The 19,985-nt window shown below is 57.0% G+C and carries 20 protein-coding genes and 1 pseudogene; 11 read left to right on the top strand and 10 right to left on the bottom strand.

All coding sequences use genetic code 11. The annotated features are described in order from the left end of the window. The first annotated feature begins 58 nt into the window (after window positions 1-58). From soxC to ACR0LZ_RS07165, 3 genes and pseudogenes are all read left to right on the top strand, one after another. Window positions 59-1,330, top strand: coding sequence for a sulfite dehydrogenase (gene soxC / locus ACR0LZ_RS07155; protein WP_480749102.1), 1,272 nt, complete (start codon window positions 59-61; stop codon window positions 1,328-1,330). Beyond that, entirely contained in the window at window positions 1,314-2,339 is a 1,026-nt protein-coding gene (locus ACR0LZ_RS07160) for a c-type cytochrome (protein WP_480749103.1), read from the top strand. Before soxC ends, ACR0LZ_RS07160 begins: the two co-directional genes overlap by 17 nt. A gap of 477 nt (window positions 2,340-2,816) precedes the next feature. Then, window positions 2,817-3,148, top strand: a pseudogene (locus ACR0LZ_RS07165) (FCSD flavin-binding domain-containing protein); the annotation flags it as partial. Window positions 3,149-3,157: 9 nt separating this feature from the next. Here the strand turns inward: ACR0LZ_RS07165 and ACR0LZ_RS07170 are convergent. Further along, on the bottom strand, window positions 3,158-4,162 hold the full coding sequence (locus tag ACR0LZ_RS07170) for a GlxA family transcriptional regulator (RefSeq protein WP_480749104.1): 1,005 nt from the start codon (window positions 4,160-4,162) through the stop codon (window positions 3,158-3,160). A 267-nt stretch (window positions 4,163-4,429) separates the two neighbouring features. Here ACR0LZ_RS07170 and ACR0LZ_RS07175 point away from each other — a divergent pair, with 267 nt between their 5' ends. From ACR0LZ_RS07175 to ACR0LZ_RS07200, 6 genes are all read left to right on the top strand, one after another. Continuing rightward, window positions 4,430-5,062: an ATP-dependent Clp protease proteolytic subunit gene (locus ACR0LZ_RS07175; RefSeq protein WP_480749105.1), complete on the top strand. Its 633-nt coding sequence runs from the start codon at window positions 4,430-4,432 to the stop codon at window positions 5,060-5,062. A 149-nt stretch (window positions 5,063-5,211) separates the two neighbouring features. Continuing rightward, on the top strand, window positions 5,212-6,480 hold the full coding sequence (clpX, locus tag ACR0LZ_RS07180) for an ATP-dependent Clp protease ATP-binding subunit ClpX (protein ID WP_480749106.1): 1,269 nt from the start codon (window positions 5,212-5,214) through the stop codon (window positions 6,478-6,480). 66 nt (window positions 6,481-6,546) lie between these two features. Next, the gene (locus ACR0LZ_RS07185; protein WP_480749107.1) at window positions 6,547-6,906 is read left to right on the top strand and encodes a RidA family protein; all 360 of its coding nucleotides are present in this window, start codon (window positions 6,547-6,549) and stop codon (window positions 6,904-6,906) included. 79 nt (window positions 6,907-6,985) lie between these two features. Then, a complete protein-coding gene (locus ACR0LZ_RS07190) occupies window positions 6,986-7,369 on the top strand; it encodes an NADH:ubiquinone oxidoreductase subunit NDUFA12 (protein ID WP_480749108.1) in 384 nt (127 codons plus the stop codon). Between the two features lie 14 nt (window positions 7,370-7,383). Continuing rightward, a complete protein-coding gene (mlaD, locus tag ACR0LZ_RS07195) occupies window positions 7,384-7,842 on the top strand; it encodes an outer membrane lipid asymmetry maintenance protein MlaD (protein ID WP_480749109.1) in 459 nt (152 codons plus the stop codon). Next, window positions 7,839-8,201: a DUF2155 domain-containing protein gene (locus tag ACR0LZ_RS07200; RefSeq protein ID WP_480749110.1), complete on the top strand. Its 363-nt coding sequence runs from the start codon at window positions 7,839-7,841 to the stop codon at window positions 8,199-8,201. The genes mlaD and ACR0LZ_RS07200 overlap by 4 nt, the downstream gene beginning before the upstream one ends. On the opposite strand, the gene aat is transcribed toward ACR0LZ_RS07200, so the two are convergent. The 4 genes from aat to ACR0LZ_RS07220 all read right to left on the bottom strand — a co-directional run bounded on the left by aat (window position 8,165) and on the right by ACR0LZ_RS07220 (window position 11,386). Continuing rightward, window positions 8,165-8,797, bottom strand: a complete 633-nt coding sequence (aat, locus tag ACR0LZ_RS07205; protein WP_480749111.1) for a leucyl/phenylalanyl-tRNA--protein transferase — start codon at window positions 8,795-8,797, stop codon at window positions 8,165-8,167. The two genes, ACR0LZ_RS07200 and aat, sit on opposite strands and share 37 nt — an antisense overlap. 42 nt (window positions 8,798-8,839) lie before the next feature. After that, complete coding sequence (gene accC, locus ACR0LZ_RS07210) at window positions 8,840-10,189, bottom strand: acetyl-CoA carboxylase biotin carboxylase subunit (RefSeq protein WP_480749112.1); 1,350 nt, start codon at window positions 10,187-10,189, stop codon at window positions 8,840-8,842. A 9-nt stretch (window positions 10,190-10,198) separates the two neighbouring features. Continuing rightward, window positions 10,199-10,699 (bottom strand): acetyl-CoA carboxylase biotin carboxyl carrier protein, encoded by a 501-nt coding sequence (accB, locus tag ACR0LZ_RS07215; RefSeq protein WP_480749114.1) that lies wholly within the window; start codon window positions 10,697-10,699, stop codon window positions 10,199-10,201. Window positions 10,700-10,849: 150 nt separating this feature from the next. Next, on the bottom strand, window positions 10,850-11,386 hold the full coding sequence (locus tag ACR0LZ_RS07220; protein ID WP_480749115.1) for a LuxR C-terminal-related transcriptional regulator: 537 nt from the start codon (window positions 11,384-11,386) through the stop codon (window positions 10,850-10,852). Between the two features lie 153 nt (window positions 11,387-11,539). On the opposite strand from ACR0LZ_RS07220, the gene ACR0LZ_RS07225 reads away from it, so the two are divergent. Then, window positions 11,540-13,057, top strand: coding sequence for a class I adenylate-forming enzyme family protein (locus ACR0LZ_RS07225; RefSeq protein WP_480749116.1), 1,518 nt, complete (start codon window positions 11,540-11,542; stop codon window positions 13,055-13,057). Window positions 13,058-13,170: 113 nt separating this feature from the next. On the opposite strand, the gene ACR0LZ_RS07230 is transcribed toward ACR0LZ_RS07225, so the two are convergent. The 5 genes from ACR0LZ_RS07230 to ACR0LZ_RS07250 form a co-directional block, all read right to left on the bottom strand. Further along, complete coding sequence (locus ACR0LZ_RS07230) at window positions 13,171-13,926, bottom strand: ABC transporter ATP-binding protein (RefSeq protein WP_480749117.1); 756 nt, start codon at window positions 13,924-13,926, stop codon at window positions 13,171-13,173. 12 nt (window positions 13,927-13,938) lie between these two features. Further along, window positions 13,939-14,694 (bottom strand): ABC transporter ATP-binding protein, encoded by a 756-nt coding sequence (locus ACR0LZ_RS07235; protein ID WP_480749118.1) that lies wholly within the window; start codon window positions 14,692-14,694, stop codon window positions 13,939-13,941. A 12-nt stretch (window positions 14,695-14,706) separates the two neighbouring features. Further along, complete coding sequence (locus tag ACR0LZ_RS07240; RefSeq protein ID WP_480749120.1) at window positions 14,707-15,915, bottom strand: branched-chain amino acid ABC transporter permease; 1,209 nt, start codon at window positions 15,913-15,915, stop codon at window positions 14,707-14,709. Window positions 15,916-15,918: 3 nt separating this feature from the next. After that, a complete protein-coding gene (locus ACR0LZ_RS07245; protein ID WP_480749121.1) occupies window positions 15,919-16,950 on the bottom strand; it encodes a branched-chain amino acid ABC transporter permease in 1,032 nt (343 codons plus the stop codon). A 125-nt stretch (window positions 16,951-17,075) separates the two neighbouring features. Further along, window positions 17,076-18,428 carry a substrate-binding protein gene (locus tag ACR0LZ_RS07250; protein WP_480749122.1) on the bottom strand — a complete coding sequence of 451 codons (1,353 nt, stop codon included), beginning with the start codon at window positions 18,426-18,428 and terminating at the stop codon, window positions 17,076-17,078. 230 nt (window positions 18,429-18,658) lie between these two features. Between ACR0LZ_RS07250 and ACR0LZ_RS07255 the strand changes: the two genes are divergently transcribed. After that, window positions 18,659-19,957 (top strand): helix-turn-helix domain-containing protein, encoded by a 1,299-nt coding sequence (locus ACR0LZ_RS07255; RefSeq protein WP_480749123.1) that lies wholly within the window; start codon window positions 18,659-18,661, stop codon window positions 19,955-19,957. Window positions 19,958-19,985: the final 28 nt, after the last annotated feature.

Here is a 19,985-nt window from a genome sequence, read left to right on the forward strand (position 1 = left end):
AGCTCATTTACGCACCCAAGACAACAGGTGTGATGAAGTTTAAGGAGGCAAGTTTGAGATGAGTGAGAACTTCCTAAAAAACGCCCCGTCCCGCCGTCAGTTTCTTACCGGCGCTGCTGCTGCCGGGGCAGGGGCGTTTTCTGCGGGTGTGGTGCGGGCGGCAGAGCCTGACCCGCTGATCACGGAAATTCAGGAATGGGCGCGCTCGACAGGTGAAGGCGTGGATGTCACCCCATACGGATTGCCTATACAGTTTGAATCTGACGTCGTGCGCCGGAACGTGGAATGGCTGACGGCGGATACGATCAGTTCCATCAATTTCACTCCGATCCATGCCCTTGACGGCACCATAACGCCTCAAGGATGCGCGTTTGAACGCCACCATTCCGGTGCCATTGAGTTGAACAAGCAGGACTACCGGCTGATGATCAACGGTCTGGTGGATACACCACTGGTATTCACCTATGCCGACCTGGAACGGTTTCCGCGCGAAAACCACGTCTATTTCTGTGAATGTGCCGCCAATACCGGGATGGAATGGGCCGGTGCGCAACTGAATGGCGCGCAGTTCACTCATGGCATGATACACAACATGGAGTACTCCGGTGTGCCGTTGCGCACCTTGCTGGAAGAAGCCGGAGTGAAGCTGGAAGGCAAGTGGATCTATGTCGAAGGTGCGGACGCCAGTTCGAACGGTCGGTCGATCCCGCTGGATAAGGCTATGGATGACGTATTGGTGGCGTTCAAGGCCAATGGCGAAGCGCTGCGCAAAGAACACGGCTATCCTGTCCGTCTTGTGGTTCCCGGCTGGGAAGGGAACATGTGGATCAAGTGGCTGCGCCGGGTCGAAGTGACAGAAGGTCCAGTGGAAAGTCGCGAAGAAACCTCTAAATACACCGATACTCTGGCCAATGGGATCAGCCGCAAATGGACCTGGGTGATGGACGCCAAATCCGTAGTCACGTCGCCGAGTCCGCAGGCGCCGATTACCCATGGTCCGGGGCCCTTGGTGATCACCGGATTGGCCTGGTCGGGCCGGGGCGCGATCACGGGTGTTGATGTGTCGGTTGACGGTGGCAAGAACTGGATGCCCGCTCGTCTGGCCGCGCCGGGCACCGACAAGGCGCTGACGCGGTTCTATCTCGATCATAACTGGGATGGTTCTGAAATGTTGCTGCAAGCGCGCGCCAAAGATTCGACCGGATATGTGCAACCCAGCAAGGCGCAATTACGCGAGGTGCGGGGCGAAAACTCGATCTACCACAACAATTGCATCCAGACCTGGTGGGTCAAGGCGAATGGGGAGGCCGAGAATGTCGAAGTTTCTTAATGTTCTTGTCGGAACCGTGCTTGGCTCTATTTGTGTCGCCGCGCCGGTATTGGCTGGGACATATGGTCTTGGCCGCCCGGCACTGCCCGAGGAAATTGCTGCCTGGGATTTGGACGTCTCGCCAGACGGTACCGGCCTGCCTGCGGGATCCGGTTCAGTGGAAGACGGCGAAATGGTATTTGCTGACAACTGCGCTATCTGCCATGGCGATTTTGCCGAAGGCGTCGACAACTGGCCCAAGCTGGCAGGCGGTGAAAGCACTCTTGCCGACAAGGACCCGCTCAAGACAGTTGGGTCCTATTGGCCCTATCTGTCGACCGCGTGGGACTATGTCCATCGGTCCATGCCATTCGGCGACGCCCAGACAATGAGCGTGGACGATACCTATGCAATAGTGGCCTACATCCTTTACTCCAACGACTTGGTCGAGGATGATTTCGTCCTGTCGAACGAGAACTTCCTTGAAGTCGAAATGCCCAATGCGAACGGGTTCATCGTCGATGATCGGGAGGAGGCCGAGGCGCATTTCTGGGACATCGAACCCTGCATGGAAAACTGCAAGGACAGCGTTGAGATCACCATGCGCGCCATGGTGCTGGATGTAACGCCTGAAGAGGAAGGTGAAGCTGTGGAAGCATCGCCGTCCGAACCGGTCGTGGATGAACCGGTTCAGGAAGCAGCCCTTGATCCGGCTTTGGTTGAACATGGTGAGAAAACATTCAAGAAATGCAAAGCCTGCCACCAGGTCGGAGAAGGTGCGCAGAACAAGGTTGGACCGGCGTTGAACGGAGTTGTCGGAGCCGCCGCTGCGAGAGCCGACGGTTTCAAGTATTCCAAGGCCCTGCAAACAGCCGCCGAGGGTGGCCTAATCTGGTCTGAGGAGGAGCTGGCGGCGTTTCTAGCCAAGCCAAAAGCTTACATGAAGGGCACCAAGATGTCCTTTGCCGGACTGAAGAAGGAAAAGGATGTCGAGGCGGTCATCGCCTATATCCAAAGCTTCGGGAACTGAACAATGCGCTGGACAGCAGTGGCATTGTTGGTCTGGGTGGTATTCAACATGTCCGCTCAGGCTGATGAAACAGCGATCGCGATCGGCGACGTCTGACGGGGCGAGCGGCTGTTCCTCCAGAAATGCGGAAGCTGCCACCAAGTGGGTGAAAACGCCGAGCACGGTGCCGAAGAAGGCACCGCCCGCACCTGAACAACGTTTTTTGATCGCATTATCGCCCAATTCGATGATTTCACTTATTCCGAAGGCAACTATCGCGCACGCCGCGATTGTATGGTTCAGGGAAAAGCATGCGTCATCGTGGTCGGCGGTGGTGCAGGTGGGGCAACCACCGCGTGTTATATCGCCAAAGATTCCACGGATGCCATAGCCGTGACCCTTTCAGGAGGCGGAACGCTGAGTTATGACCGGCCGGTCCTGTCGCCCGGGACCGGTTTCGTCGGTGGTTCTGTCGAAGGCTGGGACCTGACCGCGCAGAATATCTGTGTTCTAGGTGACGCGTGCGCGCAATGTGACATGCGCAAATCCGGGTTTTCCGTCAAGTCGCAGGCTAAAGTCGCGGCCATGGCTGTTCGCGCGGCGCTTACGGGTTCAAAGCCGTTCCTGGTGAAGTTCTCGAACACCTGCTGGTCGCTAATCGATACCAATGATGGGGTCAAGGTTGGCGCGACTTATGAGGCGACCGAAGAGAAATCACAAAGGACGACGGCTTTATCAGCCAGACCGGAGAAGGGGCGGAACTGCGGCGGGCCACATACGAGGAAAGCGTTGGCTGGTACGCAGGTATCACCGCGGATATGTTTGGCTAGGTCACGAACCTACGACCACGCCTTGCGAAAGGAATGCGGCGGCGCACCGTATTTGGCGCGAAACTGTCGCGACAGGTGACTGGTATTGGCAAAACCGGTAGCTGCTGCAATTTCGGCCACCGTCATGTTAGTTTCGTTGAGGTATGTAAATGCCCGGGACAGGCGCAGATCAAGATAATAGGCCATCGGCCCCTGCTGTAGATACCGCTTGAACAACCGTTCCAACTGGCGTCTCGATATGCCGAGCCGCTCGCTCAGTTCGATGCTTGAAAGAGGATCTTCAGACTCCTTTTCCATCAACTGGATCGCCTTGAGAAGCGCAGGGTTTCGGCTGCCGATGATTACGGATTGTGCCGATCGCTGCGGTGATCGGTTTCCAGATCGCATGTGAATGCACATGTCCGCGACCATGATCGCCAGTTCCACCCCATGACGCTGTTCGATCAGGGCCAGCATCATGTCAATGGCCGAGTTTCCTCCACCACACGTGGTGATGCGCCCATCAACTTCGAATATATTCGGTGTCGGTGTCAGGTTTGGAAACGCTTCGACGAAACCGGGCTGGTTTTCCCAATGCAGAGTGAATCTCCGTCCCTCAAGCAACCCTGACTTCGCCAACGCAAATGCACCCGTGCAAATTCCGCCCAGCGACCGGCCAAACCGGTATTCCTTGCGCAGCCAATTCAGGACTGCTGGCGAGTAGCTCCGTTCCGGCTCGACCCCGGCGCAGACAAACCCCAGCGCGTCAGAAGGTAGTGGTTCCAGTACTTTGTCCGGTGTAATCCGCAACCCGTTGGAACAGGTTATCGGCTCGCCGGTTTCTGTCATTGTGTGCCATGTATAAAGCTGTTTCTTGGTCAGTTGATTAGCGATGCGCAACGGTTCGATTGCTGCAGCCAAGGCAAGCATCGTGGTGCGCGGAAGCAGCAGAAAGCAGAACTTTTGCGGAGGCCCATCAAAAGCAAGTTTGAGATTGGCGGACGCTCCTTTCTGAATAAAAGGATCTCGTGACATGATTTCGACACCGGTTTTGGCGACATCAGATCGGTCTGCGCCGCGATTGTGTGACGTGACGTCGTTTGGGCTTCTCTAAACTGGTAACTCGAATGCCGATCGTCAACGTTGCGACGTCTTGCAACAGAGTTGCGACAGACATCGAAACATCCGAAACGCAGGAATTCTATCTGCGGGCCTTGCGGCCCCTCAGAGGCGGCACTAAGACTCGTGTAATCCTTTGTCGGGTACGGTCCCGATCCAATCGCAAAGAGCAGGCAGGTTTCTATGTTCGATCCAGTTGACACCTACATGAACACCCTCGTCCCCATGGTCGTCGAGCAAACCAGCCGCGGCGAGCGGGCCTATGACATCTTTTCTCGCCTGCTCAAGGAGCGGATTATTTTTATCAATGGCCCAATCCATGACGGCATGAGTCATCTGGTGGTGGCGCAATTGCTTCATCTTGAAGCGGAAAACCCGAACAAAGAGATCTCGATCTACATCAATTCTCCCGGCGGCGTTGTGACCAGTGGTTTGTCCATTTACGATACAATGCAGTATATCAAACCGAAATGTTCAACATTGGTCATCGGTCAGGCCGCTTCGATGGGGTCGGTTCTGCTGGCTGGCGGGGAGAAGGGAATGCGGTTCTCGCTGCCCAATAGCCGCATCATGGTACATCAGCCATCGGGCGGATATCAAGGACAGGCTAGTGACATCATGATCCATGCCGCCGAGACGCAAAAACTCAAAGACAGGCTTTATGACATTTACGTAAAGCACACCGGACAAACCAAAAAAGCGGTTGAAAAGGCGCTGGACCGCGACAATTTCATGTCGCCGGAAGAAGCCAAAGAATGGGGGCACATCGACGAAATCGTCGAAAACCGTGCCAAGGCAGGCGATGACGAAGCCTGACACGGCATTTCGCCAAACCTCAGGCCATCAGCGGCGCGGGGTGGCAATTTGAGATTGTAGCGGTCGGTGTGCTGGCCTAAGCTGGGTACACACGCAGCAGAGCGCCGCCCTTGGACAGGGTGGCAAAGACGGAGCCCGAAAGGTAAATCATGGCGACGAATTCAGGCGGTGACGGCAAAAACACGCTTTACTGCAGCTTCTGCGGCAAAAGCCAGCACGAGGTGCGCAAACTGATCGCAGGACCGACCGTGTTCATCTGTGATGAGTGTGTCGAACTCTGCATGGACATCATCCGCGAGGAAACAAAAGCAAGCGGCCTGAAATCCACCGACGGTGTGCCAACACCAAAGGATATCTGTGAAGTCCTGGATGACTATGTAATCGGACAAACCACTGCTAAACGCGTGCTGTCGGTCGCGGTTCACAATCATTACAAGCGTTTGAACCACGCTCAGAAGTCGGGCGGGGATATCGAGTTGGCAAAATCCAACATCCTCCTGATTGGTCCGACGGGTTGTGGCAAAACGCTGTTGGCTCAAACGTTGGCGCGCATTCTGGATGTGCCCTTCACTATGGCCGACGCCACAACGCTGACCGAGGCCGGTTATGTAGGTGAGGACGTCGAGAACATCATTCTCAAGCTGTTGCAGGCATCCGAGTACAATGTCGAGCGCGCGCAGCGCGGCATCGTCTATATCGATGAGGTCGACAAGATCACCCGCAAGTCCGAAAACCCCTCGATTACACGCGACGTGTCGGGCGAGGGTGTTCAGCAGGCATTGCTGAAGCTGATGGAGGGCACTGTGGCCTCCGTTCCGCCGCAGGGCGGGCGCAAGCATCCGCAACAGGAATTCCTGCAGGTGGATACGACCAACATCCTGTTCATCTGCGGCGGCGCATTTGCTGGTCTTGACCGGATCATTGCGCAGCGTGGCAAGGGGTCCGCGATGGGGTTCGGTGCCGATGTGCGTGACAATGATGAGCGCGGTGTAGGCGAGATATTTAAGGATCTGGAGCCCGAAGACCTGCTGAAATTCGGACTGATTCCGGAATTTGTCGGTCGCCTCCCGGTTCTTGCGACACTGGAAGATCTGGACGAAGATGCTCTGGTGACAATCCTCACTCAACCCAAGAACGCATTGGTCAAGCAATACCAACGCCTGTTCGAACTGGAAGCTGCCGAGCTTGATTTCACCGATGACGCGCTCAAGGCCATCGCCAAACGGGCAATCCAGCGCAAGACCGGCGCGCGCGGGCTGCGCTCGATCCTCGAAGACATCCTGCTGGACACCATGTTTGAACTGCCGGGCATGAAAAATGTGACAAAGGTCGTGGTGAACGAAGAGGCCGTGACCTCCGACGCGCAGCCGCTGATCATCTATGCAGACGCGGGTAAGGAATCGGCCTCTGCCGGTTGATCTGCCGGATACAACAGCTTCAACGGCGCGGATTGATCCGCGCCGTTTTCTTGTGAGGTAATCGAAGTGATCAAACGCATTTCATCCGGGGGCGAGTTCGAAGCGAAAGTCGGTTATTGCCGCGCGGTGGTGGCGGGCGGCTTTATTCATGTGGCTGGCACGGTTGGGCAGGGTGAGACGATCGTCGAACAATGCCGATCGGCGTTGGGCATCATTGAAAAGGCGCTCGCCGAGGGGGGAGCCACCTTCGATAACGTTGTACGCGTGACCTACATGCTGTCCGACCGTCACGAGTTCGCGCCGTGTTGGCCCATTCTGGCGGAAACGTTTGGCGAAAATCCGCCAGCTGCGACCATGATCGAATGTGGGTTGATCGACCCGAAATACCGTATCGAAATTGAAGTCACCGCAGTTCTGCCGGAATGAGGTTTGCGGCCTTTGTCGCACTGGACCTTGGCGCGCCTTTGGTCCATACCTGCCAAGGACAAAATTCCGGAGGCAGCCGATGGGAATCCTGAATACTCTTCTGAAAGCCGTAACATGGTGGAACGGTGCGACCCTGAACACGCAAATCTATACTGCGCGCAAGGGCGTCAAGGTTGGCGAGGATGACCAGGGCAACGTGTTTTATCGCAATGCCGATGACAGCAAGCGCTGGGTGATCTTCAACGGCGAGGCCGAGGCCAGCCGGATCGACCCGAATTGGCACGGCTGGCTGCACCGGACCTGGGACGAGCCGCCGACCGACAAGCCACTTGCACACAAATCCTGGGAAAAACCGCACCAGGAAAACATGACCGGTTCGGCACTGGCCTATGCGCCGGCCGGTTCGCTTCGCCGTCCCGATCCGATCAAACGCAGCGACTATGAGGCGTGGAGCCCGGAATAAGAAGAGGCAGAGCAATGTCTAGCCACAACATGACCGAAGTCGTGGTCGGCGGGGTCGTACTGGCCTTTGCGGTCGCATTCGGTGTCTATGCCAGCCAGTCGGCGGGGCTGTCGCAAAACCGCTCCGGTTACGAGTTGGGCGCATCCTTCCGTTCGCTCGAAGGAGTGACCGTTGGCACCGATGTCCGCTTGGCCGGGGTCAAGATCGGTACCGTAACGGATGTGATGCTGAACCCGGAAAGCTATCGCGCGGATACGCTTTTTTCTGTCGCCGACGGCATTCAAATCCCCGACGACAGTGCGGTTGTGATTTCCTCCGAAGGGCTGTTGGGGGGTAACTTTGTCGAGGTGATGCCTGGCGGCTCGCCATTTTTCTTTGAACCGGGCGACGAAGTCGAGGACACGCAAGGCGCGGTCAGCCTGATTTCCCTGCTCGTCAAATTCGTCGCCGGAGATGGGAGCAGTTCCGAGTGATCCGTGCGACTGCCCTAATCCTTGCCTTTTCATGCTGCGGCGGAGCACTGACGCAGGAAGCGGTAACCTCTGGTACCGGTGCCATTTTACGCGGCTTGGACAAGGTAAACGGTCAGACTATCGACGTGAAAGTGGCGTCAGGTGAAACGGCGCCGGTTTTTGGATTGGAAGTCGCGCTTGGCGATTGCCGGTATCCTCCGGACAATCCCACGGGCGACGCTTTCGCCTATCTCACCATATGGGAACAGGAGAAATCCGACGAGTTGTTCGATGGTTGGATGATTGCAACGTCACCCGCATTGAACGCGCTGGATCATGCGCGTTACGATGTCTGGGTTATCCGTTGTATGACCCCCTGAGGGGTCTGCTCGATCTCGGCGGCAAAGTTAGCTTTGCCCTCAATCGCTTCCTTCAGTTCGCGTCGGTATTGCGCGCGCGGAACTTCGATTGCCCCGAGCGAGGCAAGATGGGCGGTCAGGAACTGAGTGTCAAACAGTTTGTAACCCGTCTGTCGCAGACGATCGACCAGATAGGCCAGTGCAATTTTTGATGCGTCTTCACGGCGAGAAAACATGCTTTCACCAAAAAAAGCTGCTCCGAGAACCACGCCATAGACACCGCCCATCAGCCGCTCATCCTGCCACACTTCGACCGAGTGGGCATGGCCGCGTTGAAACAACGATTGGTAGAGGTGCCTCAGTTCGGCGTTGATCCAGGTTTCTGCCCGATCTGCGCAACCCTCGATCACACCTTGAAAGTCCTGATTGATGGTGACCCGATAGTCCGCCCGACGGATGCGACGTGCGAGTGAGCGTGAGATGTGAAACCCGTCCAGCGGGAATACACCGCGGTGCTGCGGATCGACCCAGAACAGTTCCGGGTCGTCGCGATGTTCGGCCATCGGAAAAATTCCGATGGAATAGCCATGCAACAAAAGTTCTGGCGACAGGCTCATGACGGATGCCCCAAGGTCGGACGAGTCGCCCGACCTGTTTTGCTATTGGGCCAAATTCTCCGCAAGCCAGTGTTCCAGCCAGTGGATGTTATAGTCGCCGCTGTGGATGTCCGGCTCCTGCAGCAGGGCGTGGAACAGGGGAACGGTCGTGTCCACACCGTCCACGATCAGTTCACCCAGAGCGCGTTGAAGACGGGCCAGAGCTTCGTCCCGGTCACGCCCCTGTACGATCAGTTTGCCAATCAGAGAGTCGTAGTAGGGTGGGATCGAATAACCGTTATAAAGCGCCGAATCCATCCGCACACCCAGACCGCCGGGGGCGTGATAGGCCGTGATCTTGCCCGGGCAAGGCGAGAAATTCGGTAATCTTTCGGCATTGATCCGCACTTCGATGGCGTGGCCATTGATCTTCAGATCGTTCTGACCAAATGACATCGGTTGTCCTGCCGCAACAAGGATCTGTTCGCGCACCAGATCGACCCCAAATATGCCTTCAGTGACGGGATGTTCGACCTGCAGGCGGGTGTTCATCTCGATGAAGTAGAACTCGCCCTTTTCATAGAGAAACTCGATGGTACCTGCGCCGATATAATTAATCTTGGCCACTGCGTCCGCGCAGACTTTGCCAATCCTCGTGCGTTCTTGCGGCGAAATACATGGGCCGGGGGCCTCTTCAAAGACTTTCTGGTGGCGACGTTGCAGCGAGCAGTCTCGTTCGGCCAGATGAACCGCGTTGCCCTTGCCGTCGCCAAAGACCTGAATTTCGATATGGCGCGGCGTGGTCAGGTATTTTTCGATATAGACTTCGTCATTGCCAAAAGCGGCTTTGCCTTCGGCCCGCGCGGTCAGGAATGCGCTTTCCATTTCAGCGGCAGTTTTTGCCACTTTCATGCCGCGCCCGCCTCCGCCGGCTGTGGCCTTGATAATGACCGGATACCCGATCTCTTCACCAATCCTTTTCGCAGTCTCCAGGTCGGGAACGCCACCATCCGAACCGGGCACGCAGGGCACACCCAGGGCCTTCATCGTGTCTTTGGCGGTGATTTTGTCGCCCATGATCCGGATATGTTCGGCGGTGGGGCCGATAAATGTGATACCGTGATCTTCGACGATCTGAACGAAATCCGCGTTTTCAGATAGAAAGCCGTATCCGGGGTGGATTGCCTGAGCGCCGGTAATCTCGCAGGCTGAGATGATGGCGGGCATTGACAGATAGCTTTTCGGACTGGGGGGCGGGCCAATACAGACGGATTCGTCGGCCATACGCACATGCATTGCATCGCTGTCGGCGGTGGAATGCACGGCGACCGTCGCAATCCCCATCTCGCGCGCGGCGCGGATCACGCGCAGGGCGATCTCGCCTCGGTTGGCAATCAGGATTTTGTCAAACATCCCGCACCCTTACTCGACAATGACCAGGGGCGTGCCGAACTCGACCGCATCGCCATCGCCCACGAGTATGCGCTTGACGGTTCCAGACTTGGGAGCGTGGATGTGGTTCATGGTCTTCATGGCTTCGACGATCAGAAGAGTGTCGCCCTCGGACACACTGGCCCCAACAGACACGAAAGGTGCCGCCCCGGGCTCGGCTTGCAGATAAACAGTTCCGACCATGGGCGAGGTCACCGCGCCGGGGTGGCTGGCTGGGTCTTCGGCGGGCGCCGGTGCCGCGGCAGATGGGGCGGCCGGTACCGCAACAGGTGCTGCTGCCGGAGCGTGCGAGGGTGCCGCGATCTGAACCGGCGCGGCCACGGTCTGTGAAACGCGGCTGACGCGAACATTCAGGCTGTCCTCTTCGCCGTATTCACGCTTGACCTGTAGCTCGGTCAGATCGTTTTCACGCAGCAACTCGGCCAGAGCCTTGATGAACGCCACGTCCGCTTCGTGTTTGTTGTCTGTCATGAGTGTCCTCGACGGTTCCCCTTTGGCCCGTCTGTTCTTGCGGGCTCTGGTAAATTACCCGGCGTTATAGGCCATGAAATCAGCCATGAAAAGCGCCGTATGGGCCGATAGATGGGGGAAAACCTCAAAGAATACCAGTGGCCGAGGGCCTCAAAGAGGCATGCCAGACATCTTCGCGACCAGTTCCGGCAACTTGCGCGCACCAAATTTCTCCAAAAGTCGCGCTCGGTGCGCCTCGATAGTGCGATAGCTGAGTCCAAGTTCAGCGCCAATTTCCTTGGCGGACAGGCCACGGCAGGACAGGATCGCAACTTCGCGCTCTCGGGTGGTTAATTCCACGATCGGGCGCTCTTCGGATATGTCAGAAAAACTCCAGATACTGTGACGGAAAGGATCATCCGGGGTCAACGAGCGACCACGTGCGCGGCACCAGAACAGATCGCCATTGCGCCTACGCATGACACGTTCGTCAGTATAATAACCGGTTTCCTTCATCACCTGCAGGCCACGTGCGCCGATCCTTTCCCAATCGGCAACCGACGGATACAGGTGCAGCAGTGGCATGTTACGATATTGTTCTTCCCCACCGCCAAACATGCGGGCAAACTGCAGATTGCAGCGCCGGATGACCCGGTTTTCCAATTCGACCAGGCCGATCGGGGCATATTCAAAGGCGGCGTCGCTCATGTATTCATGGTGACGGGTATTTCTACGGAATTGAAGCGAAAAGGTTTGGATGACTAGGATTTTGCAACTATCGGAATGGGCAAGCGGCGAGATCACGGCGAAAACACCGCAGCCGATCGCCTTCGGGTTCGGTGATGTTGTGGGAGGGTGGGAATGAATATTGGTCTTTGGCTTGCACGCCAGGCACAAATTAGCGGATCGCGGCCAGCACTTTATCTGGGGCGGGACAGGGTGGCCAGCTATCAGGAGTTTCATGACCGCGCAGCACGATTGGCGGGCTGGTTGCTGAGTCAGGGGATCAGGCCTGGCGACCGGGTTGCGATCTTTATGAAGAATTGTCCGGACTACCTGATTGCCAAATACGCGATCTGGTATGCCGGTGCGGCGGCCGTGCCGGTCAATGCCAAACTGCATGGGCGTGAGGTGGCTTATATCCTGGGAAATTCCGGTACCGGCATTACGTTCACCTCTCCCGGTCTGACCGAGGCTTTGCTGGAGGCAGATGTGCAAGGCCGTGTCATCGATATTTCCAGTGCGGATTATTCATCGGCGATGGAACACGAGCCGATTGCCGAGGTGGCACATCGCTCGCCGCATGATTTGGCCTGGTTGTTTTACACCTCGGGAACCACAGGTAAGCCCAAGGGGGTGATGATCACGCACCGCATGCTGATGGCCGTTTCGCTGACCTACAGGGCCGATGTCGACAAGGTTTCAGGGAAAGATGCCATCCTCTATGCCGCCCCGATGAGTCATGGCGCGGGTCTTTACAGCATGGTGCATGTGCTTGCCGGCGCGCGCCACGTTTGCCCCGGATCAGGCGGGTTTGATGAGGCGGAAATCTTTGACCTCGCCCGTCATTTTGATCGAATCCAGTTGTTTGCCGCGCCGACGATGGTCAAACGCATGACCGACGTCGCGAAAAGCATGGGGGAAACAGGAACCGGACTACGAACCATCGTCTATGCGGGCGGGCCTATGTATCTGGCCGACATCACTGAAGCTGTCGCGCATTTCGGGCCGGTCTTCGTACAGATCTACGGTCAGGGGGAATGCCCGATGGGGATCACCGCGCTGTCGCGGGACAACGTGACGGACCGTACCCATTTCCGTTGGAAAGAACGGCTGGCCAGCGTCGGGCGTGCGCAATCGACTGTCGAAGTATGCATCGGCGATGCGGATGGCAATGCGCTGCCGCCTGGAAGTCATGGCGAGATCATGGTTCGCGGCGATGTTGTTATGCCGGGTTATTGGCAAAACCCCGAGGCCACGGCAAAGACGCTCGTGAATGGTTGGCTGCTAACCGGCGACATGGGTTACATGGACGAAGACGGGTATGTCACGCTTCAGGATCGATCCAAGGACCTGATCATTTCGGGCGGCTCGAACGTCTATCCAAGAGAGGTCGAAGAAGTGATGCTGTCTCACCCCAAGGTCTCCGAAGCGTCGGTGGTCGGACGGTCGCATCCGGATTGGGGCGAAGAAGTTGTCGCCTTCATCGTTGGCGATGCTCATCCGGACGAGTTGGACCTTCTATGCCGTGACAACATCGCGCGGTTCAAGCGGCCGAAGGCCTATTACTCTCTCAGCGAACTGCCCAAGAACAATTATGGCAAAGTCCTGAAAACCGAGCTGCGCAAGCTTTTGGAGCAGATGGCGAAGTCAAATTAATAAAAACCCCTCAAAAACAAGGCGCGCTTTAAAGTAAAAAAATGCCGGCTCAATGTGAACCGGCACCCAAGTTGGTCCACACGGCCAACCGGCCATGCGACGGGGAGAATTGATCAGATAGCCAGATATTCGGCACGCAGTTCCTCGTTCTCCAGAACTTCTGACGCGGTGCCGTCGAATACGATCCCACCGGTGTCGAGAATGACGGCCCGGTCGGCCAGTTCCAGCGCGCGGACAGCGTTCTGTTCGACGATGATGGTGGTCATGCCCTGTTCCTTGATGTGGATGAGTGTCTTTTCGATCTCGTCTACGATCACTGGGGCTAACCCTTCATAGGGTTCATCTAGAAGCAGCACTTTGATGTCTCGGGCAAGAGCGCGGGCGATCGCCAGCATTTGCTGTTCACCACCGGACAGGGTTACGCCTTCCTGTTTGCGGCGTTCGCCGAGACGGGGGAACAGTTCATACAGGCGATCCAGAGACCAGCCGATTGGAGGGGCGATCTGGGCCAGTTGCAGGTTTTCCTCGACCGTGAGGCCAGGAATGATACGACGGTCTTCGGGCACAAGTCCCAAACCGGCGGCTGCGGCCTCATAGCTGGTCATCCGATGCAGCGGCTTGTGATCCAACCAGATCTCGCCATGGCGAACTTCGGGATCGCCGACACGCGCGATCGAGCGCAAAGTTGACGTCTTGCCAGCGCCGTTCCGGCCCAGCAGCGCAAGAATTTCACCTTCGTGAACGTTAAAGCTGACGCCCTGAACGATATAGCTTTCGCCGTAGTACGAGTGCATGTCCCAGACCGACAGAAATGCCGGGGCTGTCTGCGCCACGTTGGCGTTTTTGGAGAAATCGGGTTTGACGTTCATATCTGATCCTCCTTACGCCGACTCGCCCAGATAGGCTTCGCGTACCTTGGGGTTGCCACGGATGTTCTGCGGGTCGTCCTCGACCAATGGTGTGCCCTGTGCCAGAACGGTAATCCGGTCGGCCAGGCTAAAAACCACATGCATGTCGTGTTCAATAATGGCGATGGTGATGTCGCGCTCGTCCTTGATTTGCTTGAGCAGGTCGATGGTGTTGTTGGTGTCGGCACGCGCCATCCCGGCGGTGGGTTCGTCCAGCAACAGCAGCCGCGGTTTCTGACTGAGGCACATGGCGATTTCCAGTCTGCGCTTGTCACCGCGCGACAGCGAGGCCGAGTGCATGTGGCGCTTGTCGGCCATGCCCATTTCTTCCAGCATCTCTTCGGCCTGCTTGATGACCTCACGCTCGTTAGCGACAGTTTCATAAGCGTGCAGGCGGAAGGCTCCGTCGCGCATGGCGAAGATCGGGATCAGCATGTTCTCCATCACCGAAAGATCGCCAAAGATCTCGGGTGTCTGAAACACGCGGCTGATGCCCATCTGGTTGATTTCGAACGGCGCCCGACCCAAGACCGATTGGCCATCGAACATGACCGATCCTGTGTCCGGGATCAGCTTGCCGACCAGGCAGTTTAGCAGGGTCGATTTTCCGGCTCCGTTCGGCCCGATGATCGCGTGGACGGTGTTTTCCTTGACACTGAGGTTCACGTCGCTCAGCGCCTGAAGGCCGCCGAACCGTTTGCCCACGTTCTTGACTTCGAGAATACCCATCTTTCTGTCTCCTTATTCCGCGGGTTCGGTCTTGCGTGCGGTCTTGTCGTCAGACCCCGAGCGCTTGCCGCGCACCCAGTTCAACAAACGTTGACCGCCTTCGACGAGGCCACCCGGCAGGAAGATAACCACAAGCATGAACAGGATGCCCAGTGTCAGGTGCCAACCCTTGCCAATGAAAGGATGTACGATGAAGACCATGAAATCCTCCATTCCGTCCGGCAGAAAGCTGAACCAGCCGTGCAGAATGTTGTCGTTGATCTTCGAAAAGATGTTCTCGAAATACTTGATGAAACCTGCGCCCAGAACCGGACCGATCAGGGTGCCGGTGCCGCCGAGAATGGTCATCAGCACCACCTCGCCCGAGGCGGTCCATTGCATCCGCTCGGCGCCGGCCAGTGGGTCCATCGCCGCCATCAGGCCGCCGGCCAGACCGGCATACATTCCCGAGATCACGAATGCCGCCAGTGTATAGGGGCGCGAGTTCAGCCCGGTATAGTTCATCCGCTGCTGGTTGGATTTCACGGCACGCAACATGATGCCGAAGGGCGAACGGAAGATGCGGATTGCCAGATAGAAGACAATGATCATGATGACGGCGCAAAGGTAGTAGCCATTGTTGAACGTAAAGGTCCAACCTCCAACGCTCGGCTCCCAGAAGCTGTCGCGCATTGCGATACCAAAAAAATGCGGGACATCAGGCAGGCTGTCGCGGTGGAACATCTGAGGGTCGTTGGCATAGACCTGCAGTCCGGTTTCGCCATTGGTCAGGTTGAACTTCGGGTTCGACAGAACCGAATAGGCCAGCGCAAAACTCATCTGTGCAAAGGCCAGCGTCAGGATCGAGAAATAGATCCCAGACCGGCGCAGGCTGACAAAGCCGATCAGCAGCGAGAACAGCCCCGCGATGATCACACTCAACGCGATTGCCGGAACCACGTTATAGGTGAACAGCTTGAATACCCACACTGCCGAATAGGATCCGATACCCAGGAACGCGGCGTGCCCAAACGACAAATATCCGGTCAGTCCAAACAGGATGTTGAAACCAATTGCGAAGATGCCGAAGATGACGAACCGCTGCATCAAGTCCGGGTAACCCGCGTTGAACTGCGCCATGGCGCTGCCAGACGGGAAGGGGTTCAGGATCAGTGGCGCAAACAAAGCGAGGATGGCCACGATGATCAGAAGGGTGGTATCTTTCTTGTCCAGACCCAGCATGGTTTAGTCCTCCATCACGCCTTTGCGGCCCATCAGACCCCGCGGACGGGTGAGCAGAATTATGATTGCGACCAGATAGATGATGATCTGGTTGATGCCGGGTATCGTGGTGGTGGCCCAGGTGGTCGACGCAAAGCTTTCCAGAATGCCCAGCAGGAACCCGGCCAATACGGCGCCTGGCAGCGATCCCATGCCACCGACCACGACCACAACGAAGCTGAGCACCAGAAAATCCATGCCCATGTGGTAGTTCGGTGGATTGAGTGGCCCGTACATTACCCCGGCCAGTCCTGCGACGGCGGCGGCGACGCCAAACATAATCGTGAACCGCCGGTCGATGTTGATGCCCAGCAATCCGACGGTTTCACGGTCTGCCATACCGGCCCGGACGACCATGCCGAATGTAGTGAACTGAAGAAAACAGAAGACCCCGGCGATGATCAGTGCAGCGAAGCAGAAATAGATCAGCCGCCAGATCGGGTAGATGATGGCGTTAGGATCGAACCCGATCATCACACCAAGATCCAGCGAGCCGCGCAACGCATCGGGCGGCGGTGTCTGGATCGGATTAGCGCCGAAGAAATACTTGATGATCTCCTGCAGGACGATGGCCAGACCGAATGTCACAAGTATCTGATCGGCATGGGGGCGCTTGTAGAAGTGTTTGATCAAGCCCCGCTCCATGGCGTAGCCGACAAACAGCATGATCGGGATCGTGAACAGCACGGCCAGGGGAACGGACCAGTCGATGATCGACGCGCCAACCTCCGGGCCGAACCAGCCCTCGACATAAGGGACCTTGACCTTGAGAGGATTGCCCAAGAAGTCCTTTTGGGTCTCGTCGACCATTTCATAGGACAGGCCCAGCAGCCTTTGCAAGGTAACAGCACAGAAGGCGCCGATCATGAACAACGCGCCATGTGCGAAATTTACGACCCCCAGCGTGCCGAAGATCAGCGTAAGGCCCAGAGCGATCAGAGCATATGCCGATCCCTTGTCCAGCCCATTGAGAATTTGCAGAAGGAATGCGTCCATCGTTACCCACCGTCGTTTGGGTCTTGCCGCTTTCACCCATCCGTTTCAGGGGGCGTCAGGGCGCGTCCGAATTTGAAAAGGGCGCGAAACCCGGACCCTGTTTCAGGGTCCGGGTAGAAAGTCGCTTATGCGCCGTCGTTGCACTCGCCCAGAGTTGCCTCGGCACCACCAAACATCGGATGGTCCGGTGCATAGGTGACTTGATCGACCGGTGTGATTTCAACGATTTCCAGCGTGTCGTAGGCGTTGGAGGGGTTTGCCGCTCCGCGCACGACCAGAACGTCCTTGAAGCACTGGTGGTCTTCGGCACGATACAGCGTCTTCCCGTTGCCCAGCCCGTCGAACTCGAAGCCTTCGAGCGCTTCGCCCACGCCACAGGGGTTGAATGTTCCGGCGCGTTCGCAGGCATCAGCATAGAGAAGAACCTGCGCATAACAGGTCTGCGCCGAGTTGGACGGCGGTTTGCCGTACTTTTCACCGAACGACTTGACAAACGCCTTCGAACCTTCGTTGTCCAGCTGCCAGTTGTAGTTCATCGAACCCAGAACGCCTTTGATGTTGTCGCCAGCACCTGCGGCCATCAGTTCCGAATACAGCGGAACAACGATCTTGAAATCCTTGCCGTTGGCAATTTTGTCAAGCAGGCCGAACTGGATGGCGTTGGTCAGCGAGTTGACCATGTTGCCGCCATAATGATTCAGAACAAGTACGTCCGCGCCCGAATTCAGAACCGGCGCGATATAGGACGAAAAGTCCGTTGCCGCCAGCGGGGTTAGCACGTTGTTGACGGTTTCCCAGCCCATCGCTTCGGTTGCGGCTGCAATCGATTCCTGCTGGGTCCAGCCCCAGGTGTAGTCGGCAGTCAGGTGATAGGCGCGGCGGTCGGCGCCGTATTCTTTTGCCAGCACAGGTGCGAGCGCCGCACCGGACATATAGGCGTTGAAGAAGTGACGGAAGCCGTTCTTCTTGCGGTCCTTGCCGGTAGTATCGTTTGAGTGGGTCAGACCAGCCATGAACATGACGCCGGCGTCCTGACACAGGCCCTGCACAGCGACGGCCACGCCCGAGGACGATCCGCCGTTGATCATGATGGCTCCGTCCTTTTCAATCATCGACTTGGCCGAAGCACGCGCGGCATCCGATTTGGTCTGGGTATCACCGGTAACGAATGCGACTTTCTTGCCAAGGATGCCGTTGCCCTGCAGCGCCTTCGACGTGAAGGTATTAAGACATCCGCCGTCTCCTTCGCCATTCAGATGTTCGACGGCAAGCTGTTGTGCCAAAAGCTCGTCATTACCTTCGTCGGCGTAAGGACCGGTTTGCGGCACGTTAAAACCAAGCGTCACGGTTCCGCCGGTCGGTTCATTCGTGAATGCTGATGCGGACGACGCGGTAAAGATCGTCGGCAGGGCGACACCGGCACCGGCAACGGCACCCGATTTCAGCACGCCACGACGCGTAACGGATTTATTGGACATTCATTCCTCCCATTTCCCTGTATGCGCCCCTTGGCTCCTCTTCCGCAGGGCGCGGGCACGGTATGTGCAAAGCGAGTATGGAGGCAATATGGAAAATCACGCAATAAACCCTTTTTATTGCTGCATAATTCTGAAAATATATCAACACAATATGCGTGATACTTGTAAAGTATCTTATGTCGCGTTGCAGAAAGCCGTTGAAAATGCGCAATAAAGGAAAGCAATAACCAATGGCCCGGGACACTTTGACTGGCAGCCGAATTCGCGAGCGACGGCAGATTGTTGGCCTGCGCCAAGCCGAGCTGGCCCGCGATGTGGGGATTTCAGCTTCTTATCTCAACTTGATCGAGCACAACCGGCGCAGAATCGGCGGAAAGCTCTTGGTTAATATTGCTTCGGTTCTGGGCGTGGAGCCATCGATGTTGACTGAAGGCGCCGAGGCTGCGTTGATAGCGGCTCTGCGCGAAGCGGCAGCGGATGCAGTGAACCAAAAGGCCGAGACAGATCGCGCAGATGAGTTTGCCGGGCGTTTTCCCGGCTGGGCCAGCGTCATGTCTCAGATGCACAGGCGGATCAAATCTCTTGAGCGCACCGTCGAGACATTGTCTGATCGGTTGACACACGATCCTCGGCTTGCTGCGTCATTGCACGAGGTTCTCTCGACCGCGGCCGCAATTAGATCGACAGCGGCCATTCTAGCTGAGCCCGGCGAGTTGGAGGCGGAATGGCGCGATCGCTTCCACAAAAACCTCAATCAGGACGCCGAACGCCTCGCTGGCAGCTCCAAGGCGTTGGTCAACTACCTAGACGAAAGCGAATCGTCCGAGGATCACCGGGGCGTTCCGCTGGAACAGGTTGAAGCCTTTTTCGTCGAGAACGGTCATCATTTTCCGGTAATCGAGACAGGCGGGGAGGTGAGTGATGTCGCGCTTGATGCATTGCCGTCCGGAGCAGCTCGAGCGATCGGGCGTGACATGCTGAGAACTTATGCCGCCGACGCCCTGGCCATGCCGCTCGACGAACTACGTCAGGCTTTGGAGGCAGGTGATCCCGATCCACTTGCTCTGATGCGCCGCTTCGATACTGATCTGCCAACGGTTCTCAGGAGGTTGGGGTGCTTACCAGAGGATGTATTGCCCAGGCCCACAGGGCTGGTGATCTGCGACGCCTCGGGTAGCATCCTGTTTCGCAAACCGGTGTCCGGCTTCGCCTTGCCACGCCACGGGGAATCCTGTCCGCTCTGGCCTTTGTTTGTTGCTTTGAATCGACCGTTGGTCCCAGTGCACCGCAGGGTGTCACAACTCGGCCGGACGGCAGCTGAATTCGAGTGTTTTGCTGTCGCCTGGCCGCGGGAAATAACGGCTTTCGGTCAAGACCCGGTGTATCATTCGGTTATGCTGATCCTGTCCCGGGATCGCTCGGAGCACCAAACCAGCGAGACATTGCCGGTCGGGAGCAGTTGCAGAGTTTGCCCACACCCGACCTGTAACGCCCGTCGCGAACCTTCGATTTTGAGCGAAGGTTTTTGACAGTTCGGTGAACGCAGGGATAGTCTGT

Source organism: Ruegeria sp. CI1 (assembly GCF_056536925.1).

What these genes read in the sequence shown, in the direction of transcription:
- soxC (WP_480749102.1), top strand. Translation starts at nt 59, where the DNA reads ATGAGTGAGAACTTCCTAAAAAACGCCCCGTCCCGCCGTCAGTTTCTT.
- ACR0LZ_RS07160 (WP_480749103.1), top strand. Translation starts at nt 1,314, where the DNA reads ATGTCGAAGTTTCTTAATGTTCTTGTCGGAACCGTGCTTGGCTCTATT.
- ACR0LZ_RS07170 (WP_480749104.1), bottom strand. Translation starts at nt 4,162, where the DNA reads ATGTCACGAGATCCTTTTATTCAGAAAGGAGCGTCCGCCAATCTCAAA.
- ACR0LZ_RS07175 (WP_480749105.1), top strand. Translation starts at nt 4,430, where the DNA reads ATGTTCGATCCAGTTGACACCTACATGAACACCCTCGTCCCCATGGTC.
- clpX (WP_480749106.1), top strand. Translation starts at nt 5,212, where the DNA reads ATGGCGACGAATTCAGGCGGTGACGGCAAAAACACGCTTTACTGCAGC.
- ACR0LZ_RS07190 (WP_480749108.1), top strand. Translation starts at nt 6,986, where the DNA reads ATGGGAATCCTGAATACTCTTCTGAAAGCCGTAACATGGTGGAACGGT.
- mlaD (WP_480749109.1), top strand. Translation starts at nt 7,384, where the DNA reads ATGTCTAGCCACAACATGACCGAAGTCGTGGTCGGCGGGGTCGTACTG.
- aat (WP_480749111.1), bottom strand. Translation starts at nt 8,797, where the DNA reads ATGAGCCTGTCGCCAGAACTTTTGTTGCATGGCTATTCCATCGGAATT.
- accC (WP_480749112.1), bottom strand. Translation starts at nt 10,189, where the DNA reads ATGTTTGACAAAATCCTGATTGCCAACCGAGGCGAGATCGCCCTGCGC.
- accB (WP_480749114.1), bottom strand. Translation starts at nt 10,699, where the DNA reads ATGACAGACAACAAACACGAAGCGGACGTGGCGTTCATCAAGGCTCTG.
- ACR0LZ_RS07220 (WP_480749115.1), bottom strand. Translation starts at nt 11,386, where the DNA reads ATGAGCGACGCCGCCTTTGAATATGCCCCGATCGGCCTGGTCGAATTG.
- ACR0LZ_RS07225 (WP_480749116.1), top strand. Translation starts at nt 11,540, where the DNA reads ATGAATATTGGTCTTTGGCTTGCACGCCAGGCACAAATTAGCGGATCG.
- ACR0LZ_RS07230 (WP_480749117.1), bottom strand. Translation starts at nt 13,926, where the DNA reads ATGAACGTCAAACCCGATTTCTCCAAAAACGCCAACGTGGCGCAGACA.
- ACR0LZ_RS07235 (WP_480749118.1), bottom strand. Translation starts at nt 14,694, where the DNA reads ATGGGTATTCTCGAAGTCAAGAACGTGGGCAAACGGTTCGGCGGCCTT.
- ACR0LZ_RS07240 (WP_480749120.1), bottom strand. Translation starts at nt 15,915, where the DNA reads ATGCTGGGTCTGGACAAGAAAGATACCACCCTTCTGATCATCGTGGCC.
- ACR0LZ_RS07245 (WP_480749121.1), bottom strand. Translation starts at nt 16,950, where the DNA reads ATGGACGCATTCCTTCTGCAAATTCTCAATGGGCTGGACAAGGGATCG.
- ACR0LZ_RS07250 (WP_480749122.1), bottom strand. Translation starts at nt 18,428, where the DNA reads ATGTCCAATAAATCCGTTACGCGTCGTGGCGTGCTGAAATCGGGTGCC.
- ACR0LZ_RS07255 (WP_480749123.1), top strand. Translation starts at nt 18,659, where the DNA reads ATGGCCCGGGACACTTTGACTGGCAGCCGAATTCGCGAGCGACGGCAG.